General features: G+C 68.8%; 17 protein-coding genes. 5 read left to right on the plus strand and 12 right to left on the minus strand.

The annotated features are described in order from the left end of the window. The 3 genes from CHC08_RS37765 to CHC08_RS37775 all read left to right on the plus strand — a co-directional run. Nucleotides 1-334, plus strand: a 334-nt coding sequence (locus CHC08_RS37765) for a helix-turn-helix transcriptional regulator (RefSeq protein ID WP_143653504.1), incomplete at its 5' end; no start/stop codon positions are given. 5 nt (nucleotides 335-339) lie between these two features. After that, a complete protein-coding gene (locus CHC08_RS37770; RefSeq protein ID WP_089212186.1) occupies nucleotides 340-750 on the plus strand; it encodes a VOC family protein in 411 nt (136 codons plus the stop codon). A 200-nt stretch (nucleotides 751-950) separates the two neighbouring features. Continuing rightward, nucleotides 951-3341 (plus strand): ATP-binding cassette domain-containing protein, encoded by a 2391-nt coding sequence (locus tag CHC08_RS37775; protein ID WP_089212221.1) that lies wholly within the window; start codon nucleotides 951-953, stop codon nucleotides 3339-3341. A gap of 136 nt (nucleotides 3342-3477) precedes the next feature. On the opposite strand, the gene CHC08_RS37780 is transcribed toward CHC08_RS37775, so the two are convergent. From CHC08_RS37780 to CHC08_RS37830, 11 genes are all read right to left on the minus strand, one after another. Further along, the gene (locus CHC08_RS37780) at nucleotides 3478-4446 is read right to left on the minus strand and encodes a hypothetical protein (protein WP_218825682.1); all 969 of its coding nucleotides are present in this window, start codon (nucleotides 4444-4446) and stop codon (nucleotides 3478-3480) included. Nucleotides 4447-4714: 268 nt separating this feature from the next. Next, nucleotides 4715-5608, minus strand: coding sequence for an RNA polymerase sigma factor SigJ (gene sigJ / locus CHC08_RS37785; protein WP_338055719.1), 894 nt, complete (start codon nucleotides 5606-5608; stop codon nucleotides 4715-4717). A 341-nt stretch (nucleotides 5609-5949) separates the two neighbouring features. Then, entirely contained in the window at nucleotides 5950-6270 is a 321-nt protein-coding gene (locus CHC08_RS37790) for a hypothetical protein (RefSeq protein WP_089212187.1), read from the minus strand. A gap of 305 nt (nucleotides 6271-6575) precedes the next feature. Beyond that, entirely contained in the window at nucleotides 6576-7766 is a 1191-nt protein-coding gene (locus tag CHC08_RS37795; protein WP_089212188.1) for a M20 metallopeptidase family protein, read from the minus strand. Beyond that, a complete protein-coding gene (locus CHC08_RS37800; RefSeq protein ID WP_245878809.1) occupies nucleotides 7763-8929 on the minus strand; it encodes an amidohydrolase family protein in 1167 nt (388 codons plus the stop codon). The genes CHC08_RS37795 and CHC08_RS37800 overlap by 4 nt, the downstream gene beginning before the upstream one ends. Before the next feature lie 311 nt (nucleotides 8930-9240). Then, nucleotides 9241-9804, minus strand: coding sequence for a hypothetical protein (locus tag CHC08_RS37805; protein WP_089212189.1), 564 nt, complete (start codon nucleotides 9802-9804; stop codon nucleotides 9241-9243). Nucleotides 9805-10031: 227 nt separating this feature from the next. Next, nucleotides 10032-11309 carry an MFS transporter gene (locus tag CHC08_RS37810; RefSeq protein WP_089212225.1) on the minus strand — a complete coding sequence of 426 codons (1278 nt, stop codon included), beginning with the start codon at nucleotides 11307-11309 and terminating at the stop codon, nucleotides 10032-10034. Nucleotides 11310-11429: 120 nt separating this feature from the next. Then, nucleotides 11430-13460, minus strand: a complete 2031-nt coding sequence (locus CHC08_RS37815) for a hypothetical protein (RefSeq protein ID WP_089212190.1) — start codon at nucleotides 13458-13460, stop codon at nucleotides 11430-11432. A 301-nt stretch (nucleotides 13461-13761) separates the two neighbouring features. Further along, nucleotides 13762-14229, minus strand: coding sequence for an ATP-binding protein (locus CHC08_RS37820; RefSeq protein WP_143653505.1), 468 nt, complete (start codon nucleotides 14227-14229; stop codon nucleotides 13762-13764). Nucleotides 14230-14407: 178 nt separating this feature from the next. Further along, nucleotides 14408-15364 (minus strand): TIGR03885 family FMN-dependent LLM class oxidoreductase, encoded by a 957-nt coding sequence (locus tag CHC08_RS37825; protein WP_089212192.1) that lies wholly within the window; start codon nucleotides 15362-15364, stop codon nucleotides 14408-14410. Between the two features lie 234 nt (nucleotides 15365-15598). Continuing rightward, complete coding sequence (locus tag CHC08_RS37830) at nucleotides 15599-16681, minus strand: hypothetical protein (protein WP_143653506.1); 1083 nt, start codon at nucleotides 16679-16681, stop codon at nucleotides 15599-15601. A gap of 290 nt (nucleotides 16682-16971) precedes the next feature. Here CHC08_RS37830 and CHC08_RS37835 point away from each other — a divergent pair, with 290 nt between their 5' ends. Further along, entirely contained in the window at nucleotides 16972-17895 is a 924-nt protein-coding gene (locus tag CHC08_RS37835) for an SCO6745 family protein (protein WP_089212194.1), read from the plus strand. Between the two features lie 207 nt (nucleotides 17896-18102). On the opposite strand, the gene CHC08_RS37840 is transcribed toward CHC08_RS37835, so the two are convergent. Next, on the minus strand, nucleotides 18103-21030 hold the full coding sequence (locus tag CHC08_RS37840; protein WP_089212195.1) for a glycosyl hydrolase: 2928 nt from the start codon (nucleotides 21028-21030) through the stop codon (nucleotides 18103-18105). Nucleotides 21031-21536: 506 nt separating this feature from the next. On the opposite strand from CHC08_RS37840, the gene CHC08_RS37845 reads away from it, so the two are divergent. Continuing rightward, a complete protein-coding gene (locus tag CHC08_RS37845; RefSeq protein ID WP_089212196.1) occupies nucleotides 21537-23372 on the plus strand; it encodes a CASTOR/POLLUX-related putative ion channel in 1836 nt (611 codons plus the stop codon). The last annotated feature ends 83 nt before the right edge of the window (nucleotides 23373-23455 follow it).

Raw genomic sequence — 23455 nt, forward strand, 5'->3', positions numbered from 1 at the left:
CGGCGTGCACATGTCGGCCGGGCACCTCAGCCGCCAGTTCCGGCTCGCCTACGGTGAGTCACCCTACAGCTACCTGATGACGCGCCGGATCGAGCGGGCGATGGCGTTGCTGCGCCGGGGCGACCTCAACGTCACCGAGGTCTGCTTCGCGGTCGGCTGCTCGTCACTGGGCACCTTCAGCACCCGCTTCACCGAGCTGGTCGGGATGTCACCCAGCACCTACCGGCATCAGGCGGCACGCGCGACGGCGGGGATGCCCTCGTGCGTGGCCAAGCAGGTGAGCAGACCGATCAGGAATCGAGAAGCGCCGGCCCCCGAGCCGCGCCTAGCCTGACCGTCATGGACATCACCATTCACACGAGCTTCCTTCCCCACGAGGACCCGGAGGCCTCCCTGGCCTTCTACCGCGACATCCTCGGCTTCGAGGTCCGCAACGACGTCGGGCGCGGCAAAATGCGCTGGATCACGGTCGGCCCCGTCGGCCAGCCGAGCACCTCCATCCTGCTGGCGCCGCCGGCCGCCGACCCCGGCATCACCGATGACGAGCGCCGTACCATCGCCGAGATGATGGCCAAGGGCACCTACGGCTGGATCCTGCTGGCCACCCCCGATCTCGACGGCACCTTCGAGAAGCTGCAGGCCGGCGACGCCGAGGTCGTCCAGGAGCCGACCGAGCAGCCGTACGGGATGCGTGACTGCGCCTTCCGCGATCCCGCGGGCAACCTGATCCGCATCCAGGAACTGCGCTGAGACGTCCGTCGATCGCGGCCACGACCTGCACGGGCGGCACCGTACAGGAGCCCGCGCACAACGGAGAAGAAGCAGAAATGTCGCTCGAAACTGGTTAGATCGAGCCCGGCGACGCCGACGGAGATCCCGAAGACGGATCTTCGTAGCAGATCCCGCGTAAGGCCCCGCGTAACAGACCCTGCGTAACAGATGGAGACATGATGAGCATGGCCACGAGGCCGGACACGCAGTCGCCTGCACCGCACGTCGCCGACAGCCACGATCTGATCCGCGTGCACGGTGTGCGCGTGAACAACCTCAAGGACGTCAGCGTCGAGATCCCGAAGCGCCGGCTGACGGTGTTCACCGGCGTCTCCGGCTCGGGCAAGAGCTCTCTGGTGTTCGGCACGATCGCCGCGGAGTCACAGCGGATGATCAACGAGACCTACAGCGCCTTCGTGCAGGGCTTCATGCCGACGCTGGCGCGGCCCGACGTCGACGTGCTCGACGGCCTGACGACCGCGATCATCGTCGACCAGGAGCGGATGGGCGCCAACCCCCGCTCCACGGTCGGCACGGCCACCGACGCCAACGCGATGCTGCGCATCCTCTTCAGCCGGCTCGGCACGCCGCACATCGGCTCGTCCCAGGCGTTCTCCTTCAACGTCGCCTCGATCAGTGGAGCGGGCGCGGTCACACTGGAGCGCGGCGGGAAGACCACGAAGGAGCGGCGCAGCTTCAGTGTCACCGGCGGCATGTGCCCGCGCTGCGAAGGCCGGGGCTCGGTCACCGACTTCGACCTCTCCGCGTTCTACGACGACAGCAAGTCGCTCAACGAGGGCGCCCTCACCATCCCCGGCTTCAGCACCGAGGGCTGGTACGGCCGCATCTTCAACGGCTGCGGCTTCCTCGACGCGGACAAGCCGATCCGCAAGTTCACCAAGAAGGAACTGCACGACCTGCTCTACAAGGAGCCGACCAAGATCAAGGTCGACGGCATCAACCTCACCTACGAGGGGCTGATCCCGCGGGTCCAGAAGTCCTTCCTGGCCAAGGACGTCGACGCGATGCAGCCGCACATCCGGGCGTTCGTGGAGCGGGCGGTGACGTTCACGACCTGTCCCGAGTGCGACGGCACCCGGCTCAGCGAGGCGGCCCGGTCCTCCAAGATCAAGGGGATCAGCATCGCCGACGCGTGTGCGATGCAGATCAGCGACCTGGCCAAATGGGTGCACGGCCTCGACGAGCCGTCGGTGGCACCGCTGCTCGCCAAGCTGGCACACGCTCTCGACTCGTTCGTGGAGATCGGGCTGGGCTACCTCTCCCTCGACCGGCCGGCGGGCACGCTGTCGGGGGGCGAGGCGCAGCGCACCAAGATGATCCGCCACCTCGGCTCCGCGCTCACCGACGTCACCTACGTCTTCGACGAGCCCACCATCGGCCTGCACCCCCATGACATCCAGCGGATGAACGGTCTGCTGCTGCGACTGCGGGACCAGGGCAACACGGTGCTCGTCGTGGAGCACAAGCCCGAGACGATCGCGATCGCCGACCATGTCGTCGACCTCGGCCCCGGCGCCGGTACCGCCGGCGGCACCGTCTGCTTCGAGGGCACCGTCGAGGGGCTGCGCGGGAGCGACACCGTCACCGGCCGCCATTTCGACGACCGGGCCTCTATCAAGGAGACGGTGCGCACGCCGACCGGCGCGCTGGAGATCCGCGGCGCGTCGGCGAACAACCTGCGCGACGTCGACGTCGACATCCCGCTCGGGGTGCTGGTCGTCCTCACCGGCGTCGCCGGCTCCGGCAAGAGTTCGCTCGTGCACGGGTCGATCCCGGCCGGCGCGGGTGTGGTGTCGGTCGGCCAGGGTGCGATCCGCGGCTCGCGACGGAGCAACCCGGCGACCTACACCGGGCTGCTCGACCCGATCCGCAAGGCGTTCGCGAAGGCCAACGGCGTGAAGCCGGCTCTGTTCAGCGCCAACTCCGAGGGCGCCTGCCCCACCTGCAACGGCGCCGGTGTCATCTACACCGACCTGGCGATGATGGCCGGCGTCGCCACCACCTGCGAGGAGTGCGAGGGGAAGCGGTTCGAGGCATCGGTGCTGGAGTACCGCTTCGGCGGCCGTGACATCAGTGAGGTGCTCGCGATGTCGGTGACCGAGGCCAAGGAGTTCTTCGGCGAGGGCGAGTCGCGCGTGCCGGCCGCGCACACCATCCTCACCCGGCTCGCCGACGTCGGGCTCGGCTACCTCAGCCTCGGCCAGCCGCTCACCACGCTGTCCGGCGGCGAGCGGCAGCGGCTCAAGCTGGCCACCCACATGGCCGAGAAGGGCGGCGTCTACGTCCTCGACGAGCCGACCGCCGGCCTCCACCTCGCCGACGTCGAGCAGTTGCTCGGCCTGCTCGACCGGCTCGTCGACTCCGGCAAGTCGGTCATCGTCGTCGAGCACCACCAGGCGGTCATGGCGCACGCCGACTGGATCGTCGACCTCGGCCCCGGCGCCGGCCACGACGGCGGCCGGATCGTCTTCGAGGGCACACCCGCCGATCTCGTCGCCGCCCGCTCCACCCTCACCGGTGAGCACCTCGCGGCCTACGTCGGCGCCTGACCGAGGCCCTCGCGATCACCTTCGGGGGTCGGCCGAGCTCGGCCCCCGATGGAACCGATCACAACCGAGACGGAGCCGTTGGTGAACGACGTGCCCGGACGCCCATGATGTGGTCGGCGAAGTCAGCGGTCGGCGGTCACTGCTGGAAGTGACCGGGGCCGAGGACCTGCCAGTTCACGGTCTTCGGGTCGCTGATCGAGGAGTAGGGGACGGTGAAGCTGAGCGCCTGCTTGGTGGAGCGCTTGATCGCCCAGAGCGTGGGCCTGTTGCTCGAACGGTCCCACGCGATGCCCTGGCCCTCGACGTTCGGGAGGGTGACGGTGGCGGCCCACTCCAGCTCCGAGCCCGCGGACGGGACGTTCATGACGTAGGCCTCGCCGAGGTCGTGACCGGTGAGCCAGAGCCGGCCGTCGGGGCCCCACGACCCCCCGGAGTTGCTCATCGGCTTGAACCGGTCGAGGATCGTCTTCGGAATCGTCCAGGACTCGACGACCTGGAACTTGTCGTCCATCTTGACGACCTGCGTGTTGTACGTCTCGCCGTACGGCTCGGTCTCGCCGTCCGGCACCTGGTCGTAGTTGGCGAAGCCCGCCCACCACGCACCGTCGTGCCGGTCGAGCCAGGTCAGCGAGCCACGGTAGATGCCGAAGCTGTACGTGTCGATGTGCCGCATCGTCTTGGTGTCGAACACCTCGATCGAGCTCTCCATGGGCGACTCGTCGTAGTTGGAGTGCACGGCGTACAGCTTGTCGCCGACCACGGCGCCGCTGTCCATGTGGATGAGCGGGCCGTCGGCGTTGGACGCGAACTGCAGCAGCGGCTGACCGGTCGACTTGTCGTGCTTGGTGATGCTGCGGTTGTCGACCACATAAAAATACTTCTTGTCGACGGCGACGGCCTGGTTCGCGTCGAAGGTGTCGTAGGACCTGGCGAGAGTGGCCGCGAACACCGGTGGCTCGGAGACGGCGGCGGCCGATCCCGCGGCGGAGCCGGCGCGCGTCGGCGCGGATGCCTGGGCGGGCACGAGGCCCGCGCTCAGGGCGAGTGCTCCGGCGGCGATCGACGCTGCCAGGCCGGTGGCGATCTTGGTTCGAGCGAGCATCATTTCCCCTATGAGGGATGTGGAAGTGAGGGATACTTCGGGCTGATCACACGACCGCGCCGATGACCGGCGCGGACGGCGCGTGACAGACGCCTTGATCAGTCCCTCAGGAACCTTCCCGGTCGCACCGTTCGGCTGTGCAAACTCGACTCGACGACTCAATGAATCGATCACGAAAGGATGCTGCGAGGCTGCGCCGCCATGAACGCGACCCTCGTCGGGCATGACTTCCGGGTCCGCTTGCTCCCGGCACGTCACGACCCGTTGGTGATCAGGAGAAGCGGAGGCCGGTGAGCTTCTCGGGATTGGTGATCAGATGGATGCTCTCGACGACACCGTCCACGAGGTTCAGGATCATCGCCGCGACGGGAGTGGGACCGGAACGCACGATGATTCCCGGTCCTCCGTTGAGCTGCACGATGCTCAGGCTCGGGTCCTCCGGCATCCGGCCGGCGAACATGACCAGGGCGCGGGAGACGAGATCCACTCCGCGGATGGCCTTGCGCGGCGCCGGGGCCAGCCCGCCTCCGTCGCTGATCAGCATGACCTCGGGCGCCAGAACCTCCATCAGAGCCTTGAGGTCACCGCCGGCGGCCGCGGCCAGGAAACTCTCGGTCGCCTTCTGCCGGATGGCCTGGTCGGTGTCATAACGAGGGCGTCGGGCCTCCACGTGCTCGCGGGCTCGCCGGGCGGTCTGGCGCACCGCCGTCTCGCTCCGGTCGACGATCTCGCCGATCTCCGCGTAGGAGTAACCGAAAGCCTCGCGGAGAACGAAGACCGCCCGCTCCAACGGTGAGAGCGCTTCGAGCACCAGCAGTATCGCCGTCGACACCGAATCGGCCATCGCGACGCTGTCGGCGATGTCGGGGCTGGTGAGTATGGGCTCCGGCAACCACGGCCCGACGTAGGACTCGCGGCGCGCCTGGGCGCTGCGCAGCCGGTCGATCGCCAGCCTGGTGGCAACCCGTACGAGATAGCCCTCGGGATTGACCACCTCCACGGGGTTCACACCGCTCCAGCGCAACCACGTCTCCTGGACGATGTCCTCGCTGTCGCCGGCCCGGCCCAGCACGCGGTAGGCCACCGCCTGCAGCAGGTCCCGATGCTGATCGAAGATCCGTGCACGGTCCAGCTCGTCCATCTTCACCACGTCACCGGTCGTCACACGGACATTTTCGTCCCGTCTTCACCCTTGACTGTAACGATCACGTGCGCCGGGTCAAGGGTCGGGCATCCGGCTGAGGACACCCACGACTGCGGGGCTGAATTGTTCGCATTCGTGTCGGCAGGGCTGGTGGACACCTAGGCGTGGTCCACGGAAGTCATGATCTGTGGGAAGCGCCGTCGATCTGGTCCGGCCGAGCGGCCGGAGACGGAGCCGCTGTTGGCGTCTCCGTTCGATGATTTCGAGGATGAGGGCTCCGCCGCGGAGCCCTCATCCTCGCCGTAGGTGCGGATGTCGTGCGGGTAGCTCCGTCGTCCACACCCGCCTCACGCCCTCACCGATCAGGGCAGAGAAATCTGCTTCTCGGGAGCCTTGCCGGCGGTGACGGGAACCTTGTGCTGCATGGAGGGCGCCTCGCCCTTGTTGCGCGCGTCCCAGGTGGGATAGCAGTCGTAGTAGCAGTAGTAGGGGTCGCAGTAGCGTAGGAAACAGATCCAGCCCCTGGCCGTCTGCGTACAGGCGGTCGCCGGCGCGGCCTGGGACGCCGCGGCCACGGACGATGCGGCCTGGGCGCTGGTCGCGGGGAGCGCGACCATCAGACCGGCACCGGCCAGGACGACACCGGCCAGGGCAGTGCCCGCCTTGCGAATAAGGGTGTGCATGATTCTCCTCGTTCATGTGGGAAACACGACGAAGATCACTGTAATCAAGAAGTTACAGGGAGTCACGGACCCGATCTTGCCGTGGTTCCCCGGCGGCATGACGGGTCCGTTCTCGCAGGACACCGCCTTGACAGGTGCGGGGTTGCGATCGCCTCGGCGGCATGGGTGACCGATGAGTCGTCCCCAAGAGCGAGACCGTACCGCCGGAGGTTCCCGAGCGGACGGGTTCGGCCTCCGTCAGGACCGTGCCTCGCCGGTGGCCGCCGTCACACGCCGGAAGGCGGCCACGTGGACGAGTTCAGCCTTCATCGCGGTTGACGGTCATGCGTTTTGCCACCGTCCGCGCCGATGACGCGTGCTGCGCCGAGGTAGGCGGCGAGCAGGCTCTCGGCGACCGCCGCCACCGTCTCGTCTCCGGGCAGGAAGTACGGGCTGTGCAGGCCCGACGCCGTGTCGGTGCCCACGAACAGCATCAGCGACGGCACGACCGACGCGAAATGGGCGAAGTCGTCGGCCCCGCAGGAGCGCAGCATGACGGGCATGTGGTGAGCGGTGTCGACGAGGATGTAGCCGGTCTCCTCCGCGAGGCGAGCGTCGTTGACGAGCACCGGCTCCCCGGGCATGATCCGCACATCCGCCTCGCAGCCGTGGACGCGGGCGACCCCCTCGACGACCGCGCGGAAGCGGTCGTGCAGCTGGTGGCGCCAGGGCTCCGACATCGTGCGGAGGGTGCCGCGGGCGACGGCGGTCTCCGGGATGGCGTTGGGCGCGGTGCCGGCCGACACGGTCCCGAAGGTGACCACGGTCGGCGTCATCGGGTCGGAGTCACGGCTGACGATCTGCTGAGCGGACACGACGATCTGGGAGAGCGCCAGGACCGGGTCGCGGGACAGGTGAGGGTAGGCAGCGTGCCCGGCCTGGCCTCGCACGGTGAGCGTGAACTCGTCGGAGGAGGCGTTGACCGCGCCGGGAGTGCAGGCCGTCTCGCCCGCGCTGAGCACCGGCTGGACGTGGGCCGCGACCATCGCGCCGACCTGGTGCCGGTGAAGCGCGCCGGACTCGACGATGTCATGGGCACCGGAAGGGTAGCTCTCCTCACGCGGTTGCAGCACCGCGACCATCGGAGCGGGCGCCCCCACGCGCTCGACCGCCCTGGCCAGCGCGACCAGCGCGGCGAGGTGGACGTCGTGGCCGCAGGCATGCATGGCGCCGTTGCCCGAGGCCCACGGAACACCCGTCTCCTCCACGATCGGCAGAGCGTCCAGCTCTCCACGCACTCCGACGGCCAGGCCCTCGCCCCCGATGCGCACGAGCGCGCCGGTCCCGGCCACCCGCTCCATCACGGTGCCGTCGGGCAACGCGTCCAGCACACGTTTGAGCGTCGGCTCCTCCCTGCCGGACACATATGGCTCCGCGTGCAACTCTCGTCGCAGCGCGTAGGCGGCGGGAAGCTTGGCGTGAAGTGCGGCACGGAGCCGCTCATGGATCTCTGTCATGCATCTTCTCCGAGGCCGTAGACGCGGCGGGCGTTCCGCTCGCCGATCATCGTGGCTACCCGAACCGCCTGGTCCTCACTCCACTCGCCTTCGGCGACGAAGCCAGAAAGGACGCCGGTCATCGCGCGGCGCCAGAGCAGGGCGCCCAGATGGTGCAGCTCGGCGGGGCCCCAGGCGTCCGAGGAGAAGAGGATCTTGGCGAACGGTGCCAGCTCCAGGCTCTCGGCCACGACGGCCACGCTACGCGCCCCCGTGTAGCTCACGCCCAGCCCGACGTCGAAGTAGACGTGCGGATAGACCTGCGCGAGGTAGCCGGCATGGCGGTGGAACGGGTAACAGTGCAGCAGGAGCAGCGGAACGTGCCGGGGTTCGGCGAGCTCGATGAGGCCGCGCAGCAGCAGCGGGTCGGAGCGGCGGAGGTCGATGTCGGGGTCGCCGTACCCGATGTGGAACTGCAGCGGCAGGCCACGCTCGATGCCCGTCCAGATCAGGTGGCGCAGGAGCACCGGGTCGTCGAGGCGGGCCGGTCCGGACCGATCGGATGCCCGCAGCCAGCGGCCGGCCGCCTCCGTCACCTCGGCGGCAGTGGGCGGGCCGGGGTCGAAGTCGAGCCCGTGGCGGTAGGCGACGATGGTCTTCAGCCCACGTGCCGTACGGCTGCGCTCCCAGAGGACCGCCTCGAAACGGGCGGCGAACCCAGCGGCGTCGGTCCCCTCCGCGGCGACCCGCTCCGCGATCGCCTCCAACCGGACGATCTCGCCGGCGGGCTTGCCGGTGACGGCGGCCATCTGGTCCGGACCGAGGATCTCGTCCCCGCGGTAGCCGGTCTCCACCAGGAAGTGGCCGATCCCGCTCGCGGCGAGCAGGCGCCTGTTGACCTCCTCGGTCCCGAGCTCGACACGGCGGGCGAGGTAGGTCTCGGGATCCGGATGCGGGTCCAGGCCGAGGACGGGCGCGCAGTGCCGCAGGATGGCAAAACCGACCTGGGAGTCGAACTGGGTCATCCAGGCGGGCACCGGCCGGTCGGACTCGGTGATCAGCTCCTCGAACTGCCGCCGAGACACCTCGCCGGCCAGGACGCCGTGGACGTGATGATCCACCAGCGGGATCTCCTCGATCACCCGTCCCAGCGACTCCCCCGTCATGGGCTCGACCCGCCTCACGGACTCAACCTCCCGTGGAGCCCCGCCCGCTCCACGGATTCGACCTGCACCAAGGGCTCGGGGGATTCAGTGAACATCGGCGATCCTCCGGCAACGCTCCGTGTCTTCCGGTGAGGCTGGTTCGGCCCACTTGACGTGCGACATAGGAGGTGGCTGCGGTCAGGCGCCCGCCGAGCCCGCGGGCCGGCTCCGGCCCAAGTGCGCCGATCAATGCCGTCTGCTTGGACAACGTTGAAAACGCGAAGGTCGGGCGCCCTATTCCAGCGGTGGGCCCGGCCCCGATTCCGGGCCCACCGGGCTGGAGCCTCGCGTCAGGCGGCCCTTCGGCTGAGGAACACCTTCTTCAGCACGCCCCAGAACACCTCGGCCGGCCGCTGCTGCTCTCCGTGCAGGGAGGTGAGAGCGACGAGTGTCCCGGTGACGCCGGGAATCACCCACTGCATGACGCTCAGCTGCCGCTGTGCCATCGCGACGTCGCGGGGGGTGTCCTCGTCGGGCTTCACTCCGTCCTCCGAGGGCACGTCGCCCGCCTTTTCGATCTTGGCGCCGAGTACTCTGCTGTAGGCTGTCGCGGCCAATGCCGCGCCGGTCAACCCGGCTTTGAGCGCGGTGTTCGCGCCCACGCCCTGCTGGATGGCCACACGTCCCTTGTTGGCCATCAGCAGGCCGGCCGCGCCGACGAGATGCATGGCGATGCCCGCGAAGTTGACCGGTGTCCACCGGTTCCATCCGGCGTTCACCATCCGCGTGCGCTCGCGCTTGTCGTCGATCACGGAGGCGGCACCGTTCAGGCCGACGGCGCCCATCAGCGAGCCACCGAACCATACGGCCAGCCCGACGTCGTGCATGGTCCGCACGACAGTATTGCGCTTCATGTGCTTCCCCTTGTTACCCCGTTGTACCTCTGAAGAACTACATGATTTGGACGGCGATATCGCCCCGTTGCCGCCACGATGGATAGTTGACTACCCCATCGCCCCAGGTAACACGCTCTTGCCTTGTTCTCCAAGACAAGATTGGGGTGGTAAGTGACTAAAGCCTGGATTACGCGCCGTGACCTGATCATCCGTTCCGGCCACCGGAGTGACGTGATTGTCCGGTGTCACGCGCCGATCGGATTCTCGGCCTCCTGGGACGCGGCGCCCGGCGCGCGCCGGGTACGGGCGTTGTACAGGAGGGTGATGACGACGATGACGAGGGGGAAGGCGACGGCGACAAGAAGGCCCGCGCGCAGGCCGGAGCCGCCGTCGTCGGGAAGCAGATCCGCGAGGCCGCTCAGCAGCGCGTTACCGGTGGTGGAGGCGTCGGCGACGGCTCCGGCGATCCAGGGGCCGACGGCGCCGCCCGCGTCGCCGAAGACCGCCAGGACACCGAACATGGCAGCGCCGCCGAGGGGGAAGCGGCCGGCGGCGAGGCTGAAGGTTCCGGGCCACAGGAGGCTGACGGCCAGGCCGCACACCGCGCAGCCGATGAGGCTGACCACCGGGTTGGTCGACAGGCAGGCGACGAGATAGCAGACGGTCGCCAGGGCGCCGCAGGAGGCCATGGCGGGCACCAGCGGGATCCTCTCTCCCCACAGGCCGTAAATAATGCGGCCGATACCCATCAGCACGGCGAACAGGCACGGGCCCGCCAGGTCTCCCCAGACCTTCGAGACGCCCAGGCCCTCCTCGGCGAAGAGGGACGACCACTGCGACATGGTCAGCTCGGCCGCGCCCGCGCAGAGCATCAGCGTCATGGCCGCGACGAAGGCGGGGACGCTGAAAAGCTTTCTCAGCGAGGTGCGGTGCTCGTCGGGGACGGTGGCGGGCAGCGGCACCTTCAGGAAGGCCACCAGGTTGATCAGGGGGACGATCGCCCAGGCCAGGGGCAGGATCTGCCAGGCGTCCTGGCCGATCTGAGCGAGCAGCAGCGTGCTTCCCGCCACCACCGCGACCTGACCCCAGCAGTAGAAGGAGTGCAGCAGGCTCATGGCCGCGGCCTTGCCCTCCTGCGGGCTGGGCAGAGCGTCCACGACGGGACTGACGAGCACCTCCAGCAGGCCGCCGCCGACGGCGTAGACGATGATCGCGACGCACAGTCCCAGGTACGGGGAGGGCGAGACCGCCGGGGCCACCGCCAGCAGCGCCAGCCCCGCCACCGACAGGATGTGGGCCACCACCAGCGGGACGCGGTAACCGAGCCGGTCCACGAACCTCACCGCCACGATGTCCGTGATCAGCTGGGTGGCGAAGTTCAGCAGCACCAGACGCCCGAGCATCTCCAGCGGCAGGTCGTAGCGGGTCTGGAAGACGATGAACAGCAACGGGGCCAGGTTGTTGACGATGGCCTGGGTGACGTAACCGGTGTAACAGGCGCGGCGGGTGTGGTCGAAGGTCATCGTCATGAGGGAATGCGCGTCTCTTCCTGGCGGGGGCTGGCCGTCTCGCACCCTATGTGGCGAGACGACCAGGCATCACACCCGCCCTCCGGCTCCGGGGCGGCGGCCCCGAAACGGAGGTCAGCGCCTGCGCTTCTTGCCGTGCCCGCTGGGACGGCCGCGCGCGCCGGGGGCCTGACCTCGCACCAGTCGCAGCGGACGACCGAGGTTCCGCATCTGCTCGGCCACGAGGGTACGGAACTCCTCGACGGCCACTCTGTCGGGGTGCCCCGAGTTCTGCACCCCGGCGGCGATCTCCGATGCCTGGCCGGGAGGCAGGGCGGCGAGCTGCTCCCGTACGGCTTCCGGCCCGCCCAGCTCCAGGAGCGTGAGCAGTCCTTCGGTGATCAGGAACAGGTGCTCGCGGTCGGTGAGGTCTTCTGGCCGAAGGATCCCCTCGTCGACGAGGGTCATCACGGCCAGGGGCCCCAGCTTCGCGTCGCCGCGGAGCCCGCTGAGGATCGACCGGCCACCGGGAAGCGTCTCGACGAGGATTTTCAGCATGGCCGCCGACCGGATGCGGAACGGGCATTCGCGTACGGCCTCCAGCAGCGGCTCGACGTCCCCGCCGTGCGCCGCCAGCCAGCCCTCGACCTCCTCCTTCGCCGTCTCCAGCGTGTAGTGCTGGGCGACCACGCCGAGCATCTCGGCCGGTGCCTCGTCCGCCAGCTCTCCGACCAGGGGGACGTCACGGCCCCCGGCGAGCATGCGCTCGCGCACGGCCCGGACGCCCAGGGGCGTCAGCCGTACCAGCGGGCCGGGCTCGGCGAGCCGGGTGAGGAGCCGCGCGCACACCTCCGCCGGCAGCGGGCGCTCCTCGCCGTACTCCGCCTCGAAGTCGTCGCCGAGGTCGGCGGAGAACATCTCGTCCGCCATGCCGTGGCTCAACTCCACGGCGCCCAGCCCGGCCAGCGCCTCAAGGGCCCGGAGCAGGTCTCTATCGACCCCCGGCCGGAGCGACTCCGTCGAGGGGTCCTCCTCGTCATCGAGCCAGAGGTATTCCTGACATGCCAGCCACACGGTCTCCTGAAGCCGCACCACCGGCGTCGGGTGCGGAATGCTGTAGATCGTGTTCAGCACGTCGGGCAGGATCTCGTCGAACGTCAGGGTCATCGGCGAGGATCTGCCCCAGAAGACGTCCGGCGCGCACACGGCCCCGCCGAGGTCGAAGAACGTCTCGAACGCCCGCCGCCACAGCGCCTCCGGGTCACGGAGCAGCGGCGCGGCCTTGGCCACCCGCAGCACCCGCCCCTTGCTCACCCGCACCAGGCGGGCCTTCTTCGCCCAGGCGAACAGCAGGTCGAGCAGGGGCATCTCCGTCGAGCCGCGCGCCTTGGAGGCCTGCTCGCCGATGCCCAGCAGTTTCGCCAGCTCGCGGGCGTCGACCGGCCGGAGGTCGCCGGTGGCCGTCAGCTCCCGGCCGTCGGCGCCCACCCAGTCCGTGAGGGCGGCCAGCCGGCGGACGGTCTCACTGTCCGCGGCGGCCGCTGCGAGCTCCTCTCGGGGCGGTAGGCCGACGGGAAGCTGCGCGTATGCCCGCGCCTGATCGAGTGGCGCCCTTGTGAGGCTCACCTCGATCAGGCGGTCGAGCAACTCGCCGTCGTACCGGGCTCGTCCGGCGTCGATGTCGCGCTGGAACCTCTCCAGGGCCTCGCCGTCGCTGAGATCGACCCCGTTGTCCAGCGCGGCGAGCGTCCAGAACTTCCCGACTCCCTGCTGGAGCGGGTCGGCCAGCGCGGCCGGGTAATCCGCGGCCGCTTCGGCGACGGCCTTCTCAAGAGTGGCGATCGAAGCGCCTCGCGGGTCGCGCAGCCCGGAGGCGGCGAGATAGCGCAGGAGCGTCAGCAGACTCTCCGGGGCGGCGTTCAGAGTGTCGGAGTCGGCCACCACGAGCTGGGGAATCCACTCCAGCAGCAGTCGCCGCACCTCGACGGGGGTCCAGTAACCGAGGCGCCCGTCCGAGCTGAGGTGCCGTGAGTCCAGGGCGGCCGAGATCATCCCCTCGTCGGCCCGCACGCCGTGATCCGCGGCCCAGTTCTTGCAGCGGCGGAGCAACAGCTCCTTCGCTGATTCGTACTCCTCGGGTTCCTCGACCTCGAAATGGGTTCGCACGCCGTCCGTGATCCTTTCAGCACGCCGCGATCCGGTGAGAGCGGTACGGAACCATCTGATGATCCGGTACCTGTAACCACCCTACGACCCCCGGTCACCGCCGTCAGGAAACTCGCGCCACGGCGATGTCCCGCATTCGCCTCCGGAGAGAACGCACCCATCGAACGTCCGGATCCGACGCCGTCTCCGGGTGATCACGTGGAAGGCCCTCGGTGCGACCTTCTCCGGATCCGTGTACGACGGGTGCGGCGGATACGGCCTCCTCCACGGCCACCCGTCAGCTCGTTCGAGGGCCGGGCGCCTACTTGAGCTGCAGGACCGGGGCGACGGCGGGATGGCGGTGCGAGACGGGCAGGCCGAGAGTGAACCAGACGACCTTGCCCCCGGAGGAGGGGCGGGTGACGCCCCAGTCTCCGGCCAGGGAGTCGACGATCTGGAGGCCCCGGCCGCCGGTGGCGTCCATGTCACGCTCGCAGATCCGGGGCGCGCCCGCTCCGGGGTCGAAGAGCTCGCCGTACACAAAGCTCTCACCGCCGCAGATCCTGAGCGCGCACGCGGCACCACCGTGCCTGACGGCGTTGGTGACCAGCTCGCTGATGATCAGTACGCAATCGTCGACGAGGTCGTCGGCGCCCCACAGGGAGAGTTCGCGGCGGACCATCGAGCGGGCTTCGCGCACACTCGCGGGAGCCGCAGGCAGCAGGCGCTCGGCCTCGTACTCGGGAGCGGCGTCGGCGGACACCGCGGATGAGTTGTGATGGCGAGACACTGCGCCTCCTTTCAATGGGAGCGCTCCCACCACCAAATGTAGAACATTGACCCCAGCCGTGTGAATTGATTGCCAAATATTTGTTTCCACCAAATGTCGCAAAGGTGAGGGGAGGTCATGTCACCAGGTGAAACTTCGACCTCCCTGGAGATCACCTTCGAGAAGACCCCGCGCGCGGTCAGCGGAGCTGGGGCAGCACCTTCGCGCCGAACGCGTCGATGTAGGCGCTCTGCTCCTGGCCGACGTGGTGCAGGTAGATCTCCTCGAAACCCAGCTCCGCGTACTCGTTGAGCCGGGCCGCGTGCCAGCCCAGGTCCGAGGAGACGTTGACCACCTCGGCGACCTGGGACGGCGAGACGCCGGCGGAGGTCACGTCGAAGAGCTCGGCGGTTTCGAGGTCCCAGCTCACCGGTGGGGAGAAGACGTTGCTCCGCCACTGGTCGTGGGCGATCGCCATGGCCTCCTCGTCGTTCTCGGCCCAGCTGAGATGGACCTGAAGGGCCGCCTTACCCTTCCCGCCCGCGTCCCGATAGGCCCCGACGACCTCGCGCAGTTTCTCCAGGGACCCGTTCACCGTGATCAGGCCGTCGGCCCACTCCGCGCACCACCGCGCCGTCTCGACGCTCACCGCCGCGCCGACCAGCTTGGGCGGGACGTCCGGACGGGTCCACAGGCGGGCACGGTCCACGGTCACCAGGCCGTCGTGGCTGACCTCCTCCCCCGCCAGCATCGCCCGGATGACGCCGACGCACTCCCGCAGGCGCGCCATGCGGAGTTCCTTACGCGGCCAGCGATCGCCGGTGATGTGCTCGTTGCTCGCCTCGCCCGATCCGAGTGCGGCCCAGAAGCGTCCGGGGAACATCGCCCCGAGGGTGCCGATCGCCTGGGCGATGATCGCGGGGTGGTAGCGCTGGCCGGGGGCGTTGACCACGCCGAACGGAAGCTCCGTGGCCTGCAGGGCCGCGCCCAGCCAGGACCAGGCGAAGCCGGACTGCCCCTGTCTCTCGCTCCACGGGGAGAAGTGGTCCGACGACATCGCCGCCCCGAACCCCGCCTGCTCGGCCCGCGTCACCGCCTTCAGCAGCTCTGCCGGATGAATCTGCTCGTGTGAGGAGTGAAACCCATAAGTCGTCATCGTCTCCGGCTGCCCGAGATGCGGGCCCGTACTCCGGTTTTCACGCCGGAGGTGGGACCCGCGCGAACGTTCTCCGAGGCGCGTCCTCGTTTCGAGAAGGCTCCCCGACACCGGAGACGAGCGCCCCCAAGGAGGTGAGTCCACCTCCCCTTCGACGCCGACGACTTCGCGCGGACGGTACGGCTTCCGCCCGGCGCACGCCGCATCGACGGCGTGCGCCGGGCCCGGGTGTTATCAGAAGGCCGAGGTGTAGGTGGTCATCGAGCGGTGGCTCACCCGGGTGACGGCGCTGTAGCAGGCGACGTTGCGGACGAACACGGTGGTTCCGCTCAGGGTCCACAGGGTCTGCAGGTTGCAGAACTCGGGACCGGGTCCGAACGCGGTCGCCTGGACGTGGGTGGGCGTGGCGGCGACCTGTGGAAAGAGCACCATGCGCAGGCCGACTCCGGAGTTCTGGACGGTGTTGACGCCCAGCTGGGAGTTGTAGTTGATGCCGACGGGCGTCGGCGCGTACGGGCCGGGTGCGCTGGAGAGGTCGAAGGTGTAGGCGAAGTTCTTCGGCGGGATCGCCGCCCCGGTGATCGCCCGCTCACGCTGGTAGGTCAGCGTCCAGCCGGTGTTGAGCGGCACGTTCGTCGCGTTGAAGCAGCGCACCTGGATCGTCTGGCCGCTCGTTGTCGGGGTCCATCCGGCGACCTTGCAGCGGGCGGGCTGCGTAGGGTTGACCGCGGTCACCTGGATGTTGCCCGCGGCCGCCGGCGAGCCCAGGCCCGGCAGGGAGACCGTCCAGCTTCCGCCGCCTCCGACGACGCTGTTCGGAGCGGCGACCGAGTTGAACTGGCTGGTGATGAAGGCCCCGTTGTAGTGGACGTAGCCGAACCCCTGCGCCACGGGCAGGGTGCCCGTGCTCGTCTCGAAGACGACGGTGTACTGGGCGAACACGGGAGCCCCGCCGTACCGGTAGCACTGCACGGCCACGACGAGGTCGGGCCCCGACGGCCCCCAGTTCTGGGCCTGGCACCAGTAGGCCTCCTGGGCGACCGCCGTGACGTGCACGACGCCACCGGTCGTCGCGATCTGCGGGAACCTCACGAACGACTGGCCCACGGCGCCGGGCGTGACGGAGACGTTGAACCCGACGGACCAGCTGCCCGCCTGGTGGGCGGGGCTGGGAATGCCCGAGTAGGCGTTGACGTAGGCGAATCCCCAGCGGTCCGGTACGGCGGCCTGCGCGCTCGCGGCCGTGGCGGCGAGGCCCGACACGAGCAGAAGGGTGACGCAGAGGATCCGTAAAATTACCTTTCGTAACTGACGCATGTCGCTCTCCGTCGAATCGAGGGGATGGGCAGCCAGATACGACAGCGGAGCCGTACGGCAGGGCCGTAGCGGGTGGGCGGGATATCTGGCTCACAATTTCGTTCCTGCTCTTGATAACCCGCCCGCCGACCTCTGAGAAGACCCAATCTCACAAGGAGATCTGACTGTCCCAAACACATTGGGTCAGCGTTCTGACCAGACATGACGTCACGAAATATCTATGCTTACCGGGTGAAAACGCACAGGCCCATCAACCAAGATCCACGAAAAGGGGTGAGAACGTGCCGACGATGAACGCGAACGTCCCACGTGTCATGTGGCAATTACTGGAGCCCCTACACGCCGTCACCTATTTCGCCCCGGAGGCGCGGGCGGCAGCGGACGCGATCGGCATGCGCGGATTCTGGATGGGCTATTTCGCGATGAGGGCGGCCCCGCTCGGGCCGGTGGGCCCGGACGTCGTCACCGCCGCCTTCCACGGCTTCCATCCGGCACGGGTGCACCGGGCGCTTCCCGACGCCTGGACGTTCGCGGCCCCCTCCTCCGTGCTGCGAGCCCGGCTCGACGGGGCGGGAGCCGCCCTGGAGCGCCTGCTCACGGACACGACGCTCGACTCCGATGATCTGCGCGCGGCCGCCGCGCTCGCCTGGAAGGCCGCCGAGCACGCCGACACCGCGGGCCGGGTGCTCGGCGCGGCGAACCAGGCCCTTCCCGCGCCGGTCGAGCCGCACCTGCGGCTGTGGCAGGCCGCGACCACGCTGCGCGAACACCGGGGAGACGGGCACGTGGCCGCCCTCGTGGCTCACGGCGTGTCTCCGGTCCAGGCGCATCTGCTCAAGGCAGCGGCCGACGAGACCGACCTGGAGCTCCTGCGTCAGGGGCGGAAGTGGGATGACGCCGACTGGATCTCCGGCGCCGAGGCCCTGCGCGAGCGGGGGTGGCTCGACGGCTCCGACCGCCTGACCGCCGTGGGAGTGCGAGAGCGGAACCGGATCGAGCAGCTGACCGACGAGGCGGCGGCCGGTCCCTGGCGGGCCCTCGGGGACGAGCTCACCACCACGCTTGCCCGGCTGCTCCGCCCCCTGGCCGGCACGATCGTCGAGTCGGGCACGTTCCCGGTCGCGAGCCCGATCGGCCTGCGGTGGCCACCCTCGGGCGAGGACAACCTGGAGCCCTCACTCTCGGCCGCCTCCGCGCGTCACCGGAGCGGCTGACCCCGGAGACCCGCGACCGGCCACGCACCTCGCGAGGCCGGCCGTGCGCGTCACGAGACCGGCTGATCCCAGGGCACGCAGAACCTGCCGGTTCCGAAGACCGCGGGACGCACCGCCGTACGCGTCACGAGACCGGCCGGCCCCGGACCTTCCGGGGCCGACCGGCCTCACGTGTCGCGAAACCGGTCGGTCCCGCGCGTCAGACGCTCAGCTGAACGGGAGCCTTATCAGCGACTGGTTGCCGATGCCCAGGGTGGTGGTGCCGTTGCCGATGGCGTTCCAGACCTCCACCTTCACCTGACCGCCCGACAGGTTGCCGAGCGTTCCCGACGAGGACTGCAGGCCGGCGGCCTGGGTGTAGTGCTCCCAGCCCGGCACCGGGTCGGTGGCGAAGTAGTTGTAGGTCTCCACCCTGTCCCAGCTGCCGTTTCCGGTCAGGTCGTAGGAGACCCGGATCTGGCTGCCGTTGGCGACCGTGGCGCCCGCGTCCAGGAAGAGGTCGAAGGTGGCGGAGCCGCCGTTGTGGGTGGCGGTGAGGCCGGTGGCGACGAACACCTGTGGGTTGACGGGTGTGCCGTTGGAGTTGCCGGTGGCGGCGGCCAGCGTGAGGTTGCCCGCCGTACCGGAGGTGCCCGGCAGCGCCCCGCCCGTCTGCAGGTAGCGGGTCGCGGTGAAGGTGCCCGTGGGCGGCGTGGGGGTCGGAGTCGGGGTCGGGGTGGGGTTGCCGGTCGGAGGAGTGCCGCCGCCCGCGTTGCCGCCGCTCCAGTTCTGGGCGCCGGAGGCGACCGTCTTGCCCGCCGGCACGTTGAGGACGGTGCCGTTGGAGAAGGTCACCGTGATCGCGCTGCCGGAGATATTGGACGCGACGTAGGTGCGGGCTCCGTTCTTGCTGAACACCTTGGTCAGCGGGTGGTTGGCGGTGATGGAGCTGTCCACGTTGCCCAGCGCGGCCAGGTTGCGGATCCAGTGGAAGGTGTGCGCCCTGCTCTCCCCCTCCTCGGGGGTGTAGCCGGGGTTGGCACGGAGGTTCGACAGGGCGGTGTCGCCGTTGCCCAGCGCGAGGAACTCCCAGATGACGTCCTGCCACACGGTCGGTGGGCCGCCGTTGTTGGTCACCAGCTCGTTGTAGTTGGTAGTGATGTAGCCGGGGTTGTCACCCAGGTAGAAGTGGCCGCCGGTGATCGGAAGCATGTTGATGCCCTGGATCATCTCCGGCTCACCGCTGAACCAGGTGGCGTAGGCGCCGCCCGAGCCCCAGACCATGCCGACCGTGCTGTGGCCGAACGTCGTGGGGAAGTTCTGGTTGCGCGTGTCGAACCAGTACTCCTGGATCGCCGCCGCCTGGGTCGTGTAGATGTAGATGCCCGCGTCGCGGACCGCCGTGTTTCCGGTGGCCTGTCCCCACTGGATCAGGGCGTTGGCGAAGTTCATGCCCTCCGACGAGGACTCCTGGTTGTTGCCGGAGCCGAACGCCCCGTGTCCCGAGGCCCAGTCGTGGCCGGCGTAGATGTCGAAGTCACGCAGGTAGGGGAACCGGGTGTCGGCGCGGTCGTAGTTGTTGGCGTCGCGGATCAGCAGGTCGACCATGCCGCCGTACTGGCTGCTCTTGGCCCAGTTCGGGTCGAACTTGGCGAGGGTCGCGGCGGCCGCGACGTAGTAGCCGTAGTGGAAGTGGTGGTCGTTGAGCTCCAGGTCGGAGCCGTAGGAGGCCGGGTAGCCGATGAGGGTGCCCCACGTGGGGTTGAGGTAGAAGACCCGGCTGGTCTTGCCCGGCGAGGCGGTGAACCAGTCGTTGAGACGGGTACGGATGGCGTTGAGCGCCGAGGTGCGTACGGAGGTCAGGTTGAGCTGGTCGGCGATCTCCGCGATGCGGGCGGCGCGTCCCAGGCCCTTGCCGGTCCAGTAGGTGTCGTCGCCGCGGATGTCCGCCGGGTTGGCCAGCTCCGCGTTGAGCTGGTTGGTGATGGTGGTGAGGTCGGCGCCGCTGCTGTCACCGACGGCGGGCACCTCCGGCAGCACGCCGGTGTATTTCATCGTCGTCCTGAACTGGGTGCCCGTGACGATCTTCATCTGGCCGCGCGCCGAGGTGTAGGTCTGCGCGAGCGGCGTCGAGCCGGTCAGGTAGTTCCACTGGTGCGGGTAGAGCGCGATGACCGTGCCCGTCGCCGTGCCCTGCCTGGCCGTGGTGGTGAAGGCGTACGTCGTGGTGAGCGTGCTCGCCGACTGGCTGTAGACGTAGGAGACGCGGGTGCCGGTGACGTGCGCGTGGGCGTACTGGCCGTAGGTGGCGGCCAGGGCGGCGCGGTCGCCGCCCGCGGGCAGCACCGCCACCGAGAAGAAGCCCTGGCCGGCCAGGGCCGAGCTGATCGTCGTCCCGCTGACCGTCCAGGTCGCGCCCGTCGGGGCGTAGGCGACGTAGTCGTGCCCGTTGGCGGTGAAGCCGATGGTGGCTCCGCTGTTGGACCAGACCGCCGGGGTGCCGGAGGTGGTGATCTGCGCGTCTCCGCCGGTGACCTGGAAGTAGCTGAACGGCAGGCCGTGGCCGATGGTGGCCTTCATGGTCCGGCCGCCGCCGCTCCAGTACGGCGTGACGGTCCAGTCGCTCCAGCCGTCGACCTTGACGTCGGGTGAGTTCAGCCCGGCGACGCCGACCCGGATGTCCTGGACGTAGGGGTAGTGGTACTCGCTCACCCCGGTCGCCGTGCCGCTGATCGCCGCGGTGGTGTTGTAGGAGAAGCCGAGACCGTTGCCGAAGGTGTCGTAGGAGATCGGGTGGGCGTAGAGCGGCTCACCGTACGCGCAGTCGGTCTTCTTGAAGAGGATCGACGACCACCAGTCGTTGGTCGGCACGGCGCCGGCCGGCGCGTTGGCGGTCACCCACTGGCGGGGGTTGGTGGAGACGGAGCCGCAGCCGCTCGGCAGCGAACGGCCCGCGGGCAGGGTGTCGGCGTAGCTGCCGGCTCCGAGCGTGGCCGCCTCGGCGGAGCGGGCGACGCCGAAGCCGAACAGGGCGGCCACCATCGCGATGACCACTCCGGCGGCGAGGCCGCGCCGGTGGTTCCGGGAGCGGCGGATGAATCGTCCTTCACGGGGGTACGCGCTGTCCGGACCCGTGGTCCGGATCGAGGGATCCATTGGGGGGTGCCTCCGGGGAGAGGAATCGGGATCTTCGGCGAACCAATCTGAGAGAGCGCTCTCTGACCGAGAAAGTAATGGCCCATTCGGCGGGCGTCAATGTTTCATATTGGTAACGAATAAGTAAACCCCAGAGATGCAGGCAGGAGTGCATTTCCATGCAGAACAGGGGTTTATGACACGCGATGAGCGCGGCCGGCATCCGCCGCCATCACACCATGACCCTGGCTAATCAGCGCGCGATAGCCGTACCCTGATCTGAGAGCGCTCTCTCAACCGACGGCATCCATCGCCGATCGGCCCTTGCAGGACGCCCGCGCCCGGAGGCGCCCCGCCCCCTGTTTCCGACATATCCCGTCACGCCCATGCGAGACCATCGGCTCCGGCCAGACCTCCCCCAAGGCCCGACCGGAGCTTTTTCCGCCCCATCTTCCAACGGCCGGGCAATAATCACTTAAAGCAATGATTTACTGACTCACAGTCATGGTCATGGGAGGGGTTGGCGATTGAAGCGTCTGCGATACCGCTTTGACAACCTCATCGCCCGGGGAGCCGTGGCGATGACCGGCCTGCTCTGCCTCGTGGCGCTGACCATGGCGACGATCGGTGCGACGGCCCTCCTCACCCTCTCCTCACGGGCCATGGATCTGCCGTCCGCCCTGTGGTCGGGCCTGATGCGCACGATGGCACCCTCCATGGTGACCAACGACAACGGCTCCCCGGTGTTCCTCGCAAGCATGCTGCTCCTCGCCCTGGCCGGAGTCGTGATCTTCAGCACGCTCATCGGGCTGATCCAGACAGGGCTCGACCTCAAGCTCGCAACCTTGCGAAAGGGCCGGTCTCGGGTGATCGAGCATGGTCACACCGTGATGCTCGGCTGGTCCGAGCAGGTGTTCCTGACCCTGGCGGAGCTCGCCGCCGCCAACGTCAGCCGGGGCAGGACCTGCGTGGCGATCCTCGCCGAGCAGGACAGGGTGGCCATGGAGGAGGCGATCAGGGACAGGCTCGACCTGCCCCGGCATCTGCGCGTCGTGTGCCGCACCGGAAACCCCACCGATCCGATAGACGTGCCCATCGTCAGTCCGGAGCGGGCGAAGGCCGTCATCGTGCTCGGCGCCGAGGACGACTCCGACGCCAGGACGATCAAAAGCCTCCTGGCCCTCGACGCCGCGGGGGTGCGCCCGGAGGTTCAGGTGGTGGCCGGCATCCGCGATCCGCACAATCTCGCCCCGGCTCGCCTCGCGGGCGGGAGCGGCGCGCAGGTCGTCGACATCGACGAGATCGCCGCACGGATCATGGTCCAGACCTGCCTGCACACCGGTCTGTCAGCGGTCTACGACGACCTTCTCAGCTTCGACGGCGACGAGATCTACATCGGCCCGTCGCGGGAGTTGACCGGCGAAAGGTTCGGCGCCGCCCTGCCGGCCCTGGAGAACTGTTCCCTCATCGGTCTGGTGCGAGAGGGGAAAGTTCTCCTGAATCCCCCGCATGAGACCCGGATCGGCGCGGACGACCTGCTCATCGTGATCGCGGACGACGACGGCACAGAACCGATCCGCTCGACCGCCGAGGTGGACCTCGAGGCGATCCGCACCGCGGTCGAGCGCGGTCCCGTGGCCCGCCGCGTCATCGTTCTCGACTGGAACAACCGCGGTGCCGCGATCGTCGCGGAGTTCGACCGTTACATGTCACCGGGCTCGCAGTTGACGGTCGTGGCCGACGACCCCCGGATGACATCCGAGATGAGCGCCCTGTCGGCCCGGACGAACAATCTGACCCTCCGCCACGAGACCGGAGACGTCACGCTGCGCTGCACCCTCGAATCGCTGGACCTCGGATCCTACGACCACGTTCTGATCCTGGCCGATGACCGACTCGGTGCCCAGGTCGCGGATTCACGCACGTTCCTCACCCTCCTGCATGTCAGGGACATGAGCAGGAGGCACGGATGGCAGCACACCCTGGTGACGGAGATCGTCAGAGATTGCGACAGGCGTCTCGTGGAGGTCACCGAGGTGGACGACTTCATCGTCAGCTCCAAAATCACCAGCCTTTTGATGATCCAGATTGCCGAGAACCCGCAGCGCTGCCAGCTGTTCGCCGACCTGTTCGACGCCGGGGGACAGGAGATCTACATCAAGCCCGCCGCGGACTACGTGCGGTTGTCCGCCCCGGTCCGCTACGCGACCGTGGTGGCGGCCGCACGAGCGTACGGCGAGGTCGCGATCGGCTACCGCAGCGGCCGTACGGCGGGCGAGACCGGCATCGTCCTGAACCCGCCGAAGAGTGAGTGCCTCACCTTCCGGGCCGGCGACATGGTGATCGTGCTGGCCGACGGCTGACCTCCGGCGCCTGCCGTCGCAGGAACATCCCGGAGCGCAGGCCGACTCGCCGCGGGAAGGTGACCGGTCTCGGAGAACCAAGG

The sequence above is a fragment of the Streptosporangium subroseum genome, from assembly GCF_900188345.1.
Classification (GTDB): domain Bacteria; phylum Actinomycetota; class Actinomycetes; order Streptosporangiales; family Streptosporangiaceae; genus Streptosporangium; species Streptosporangium subroseum.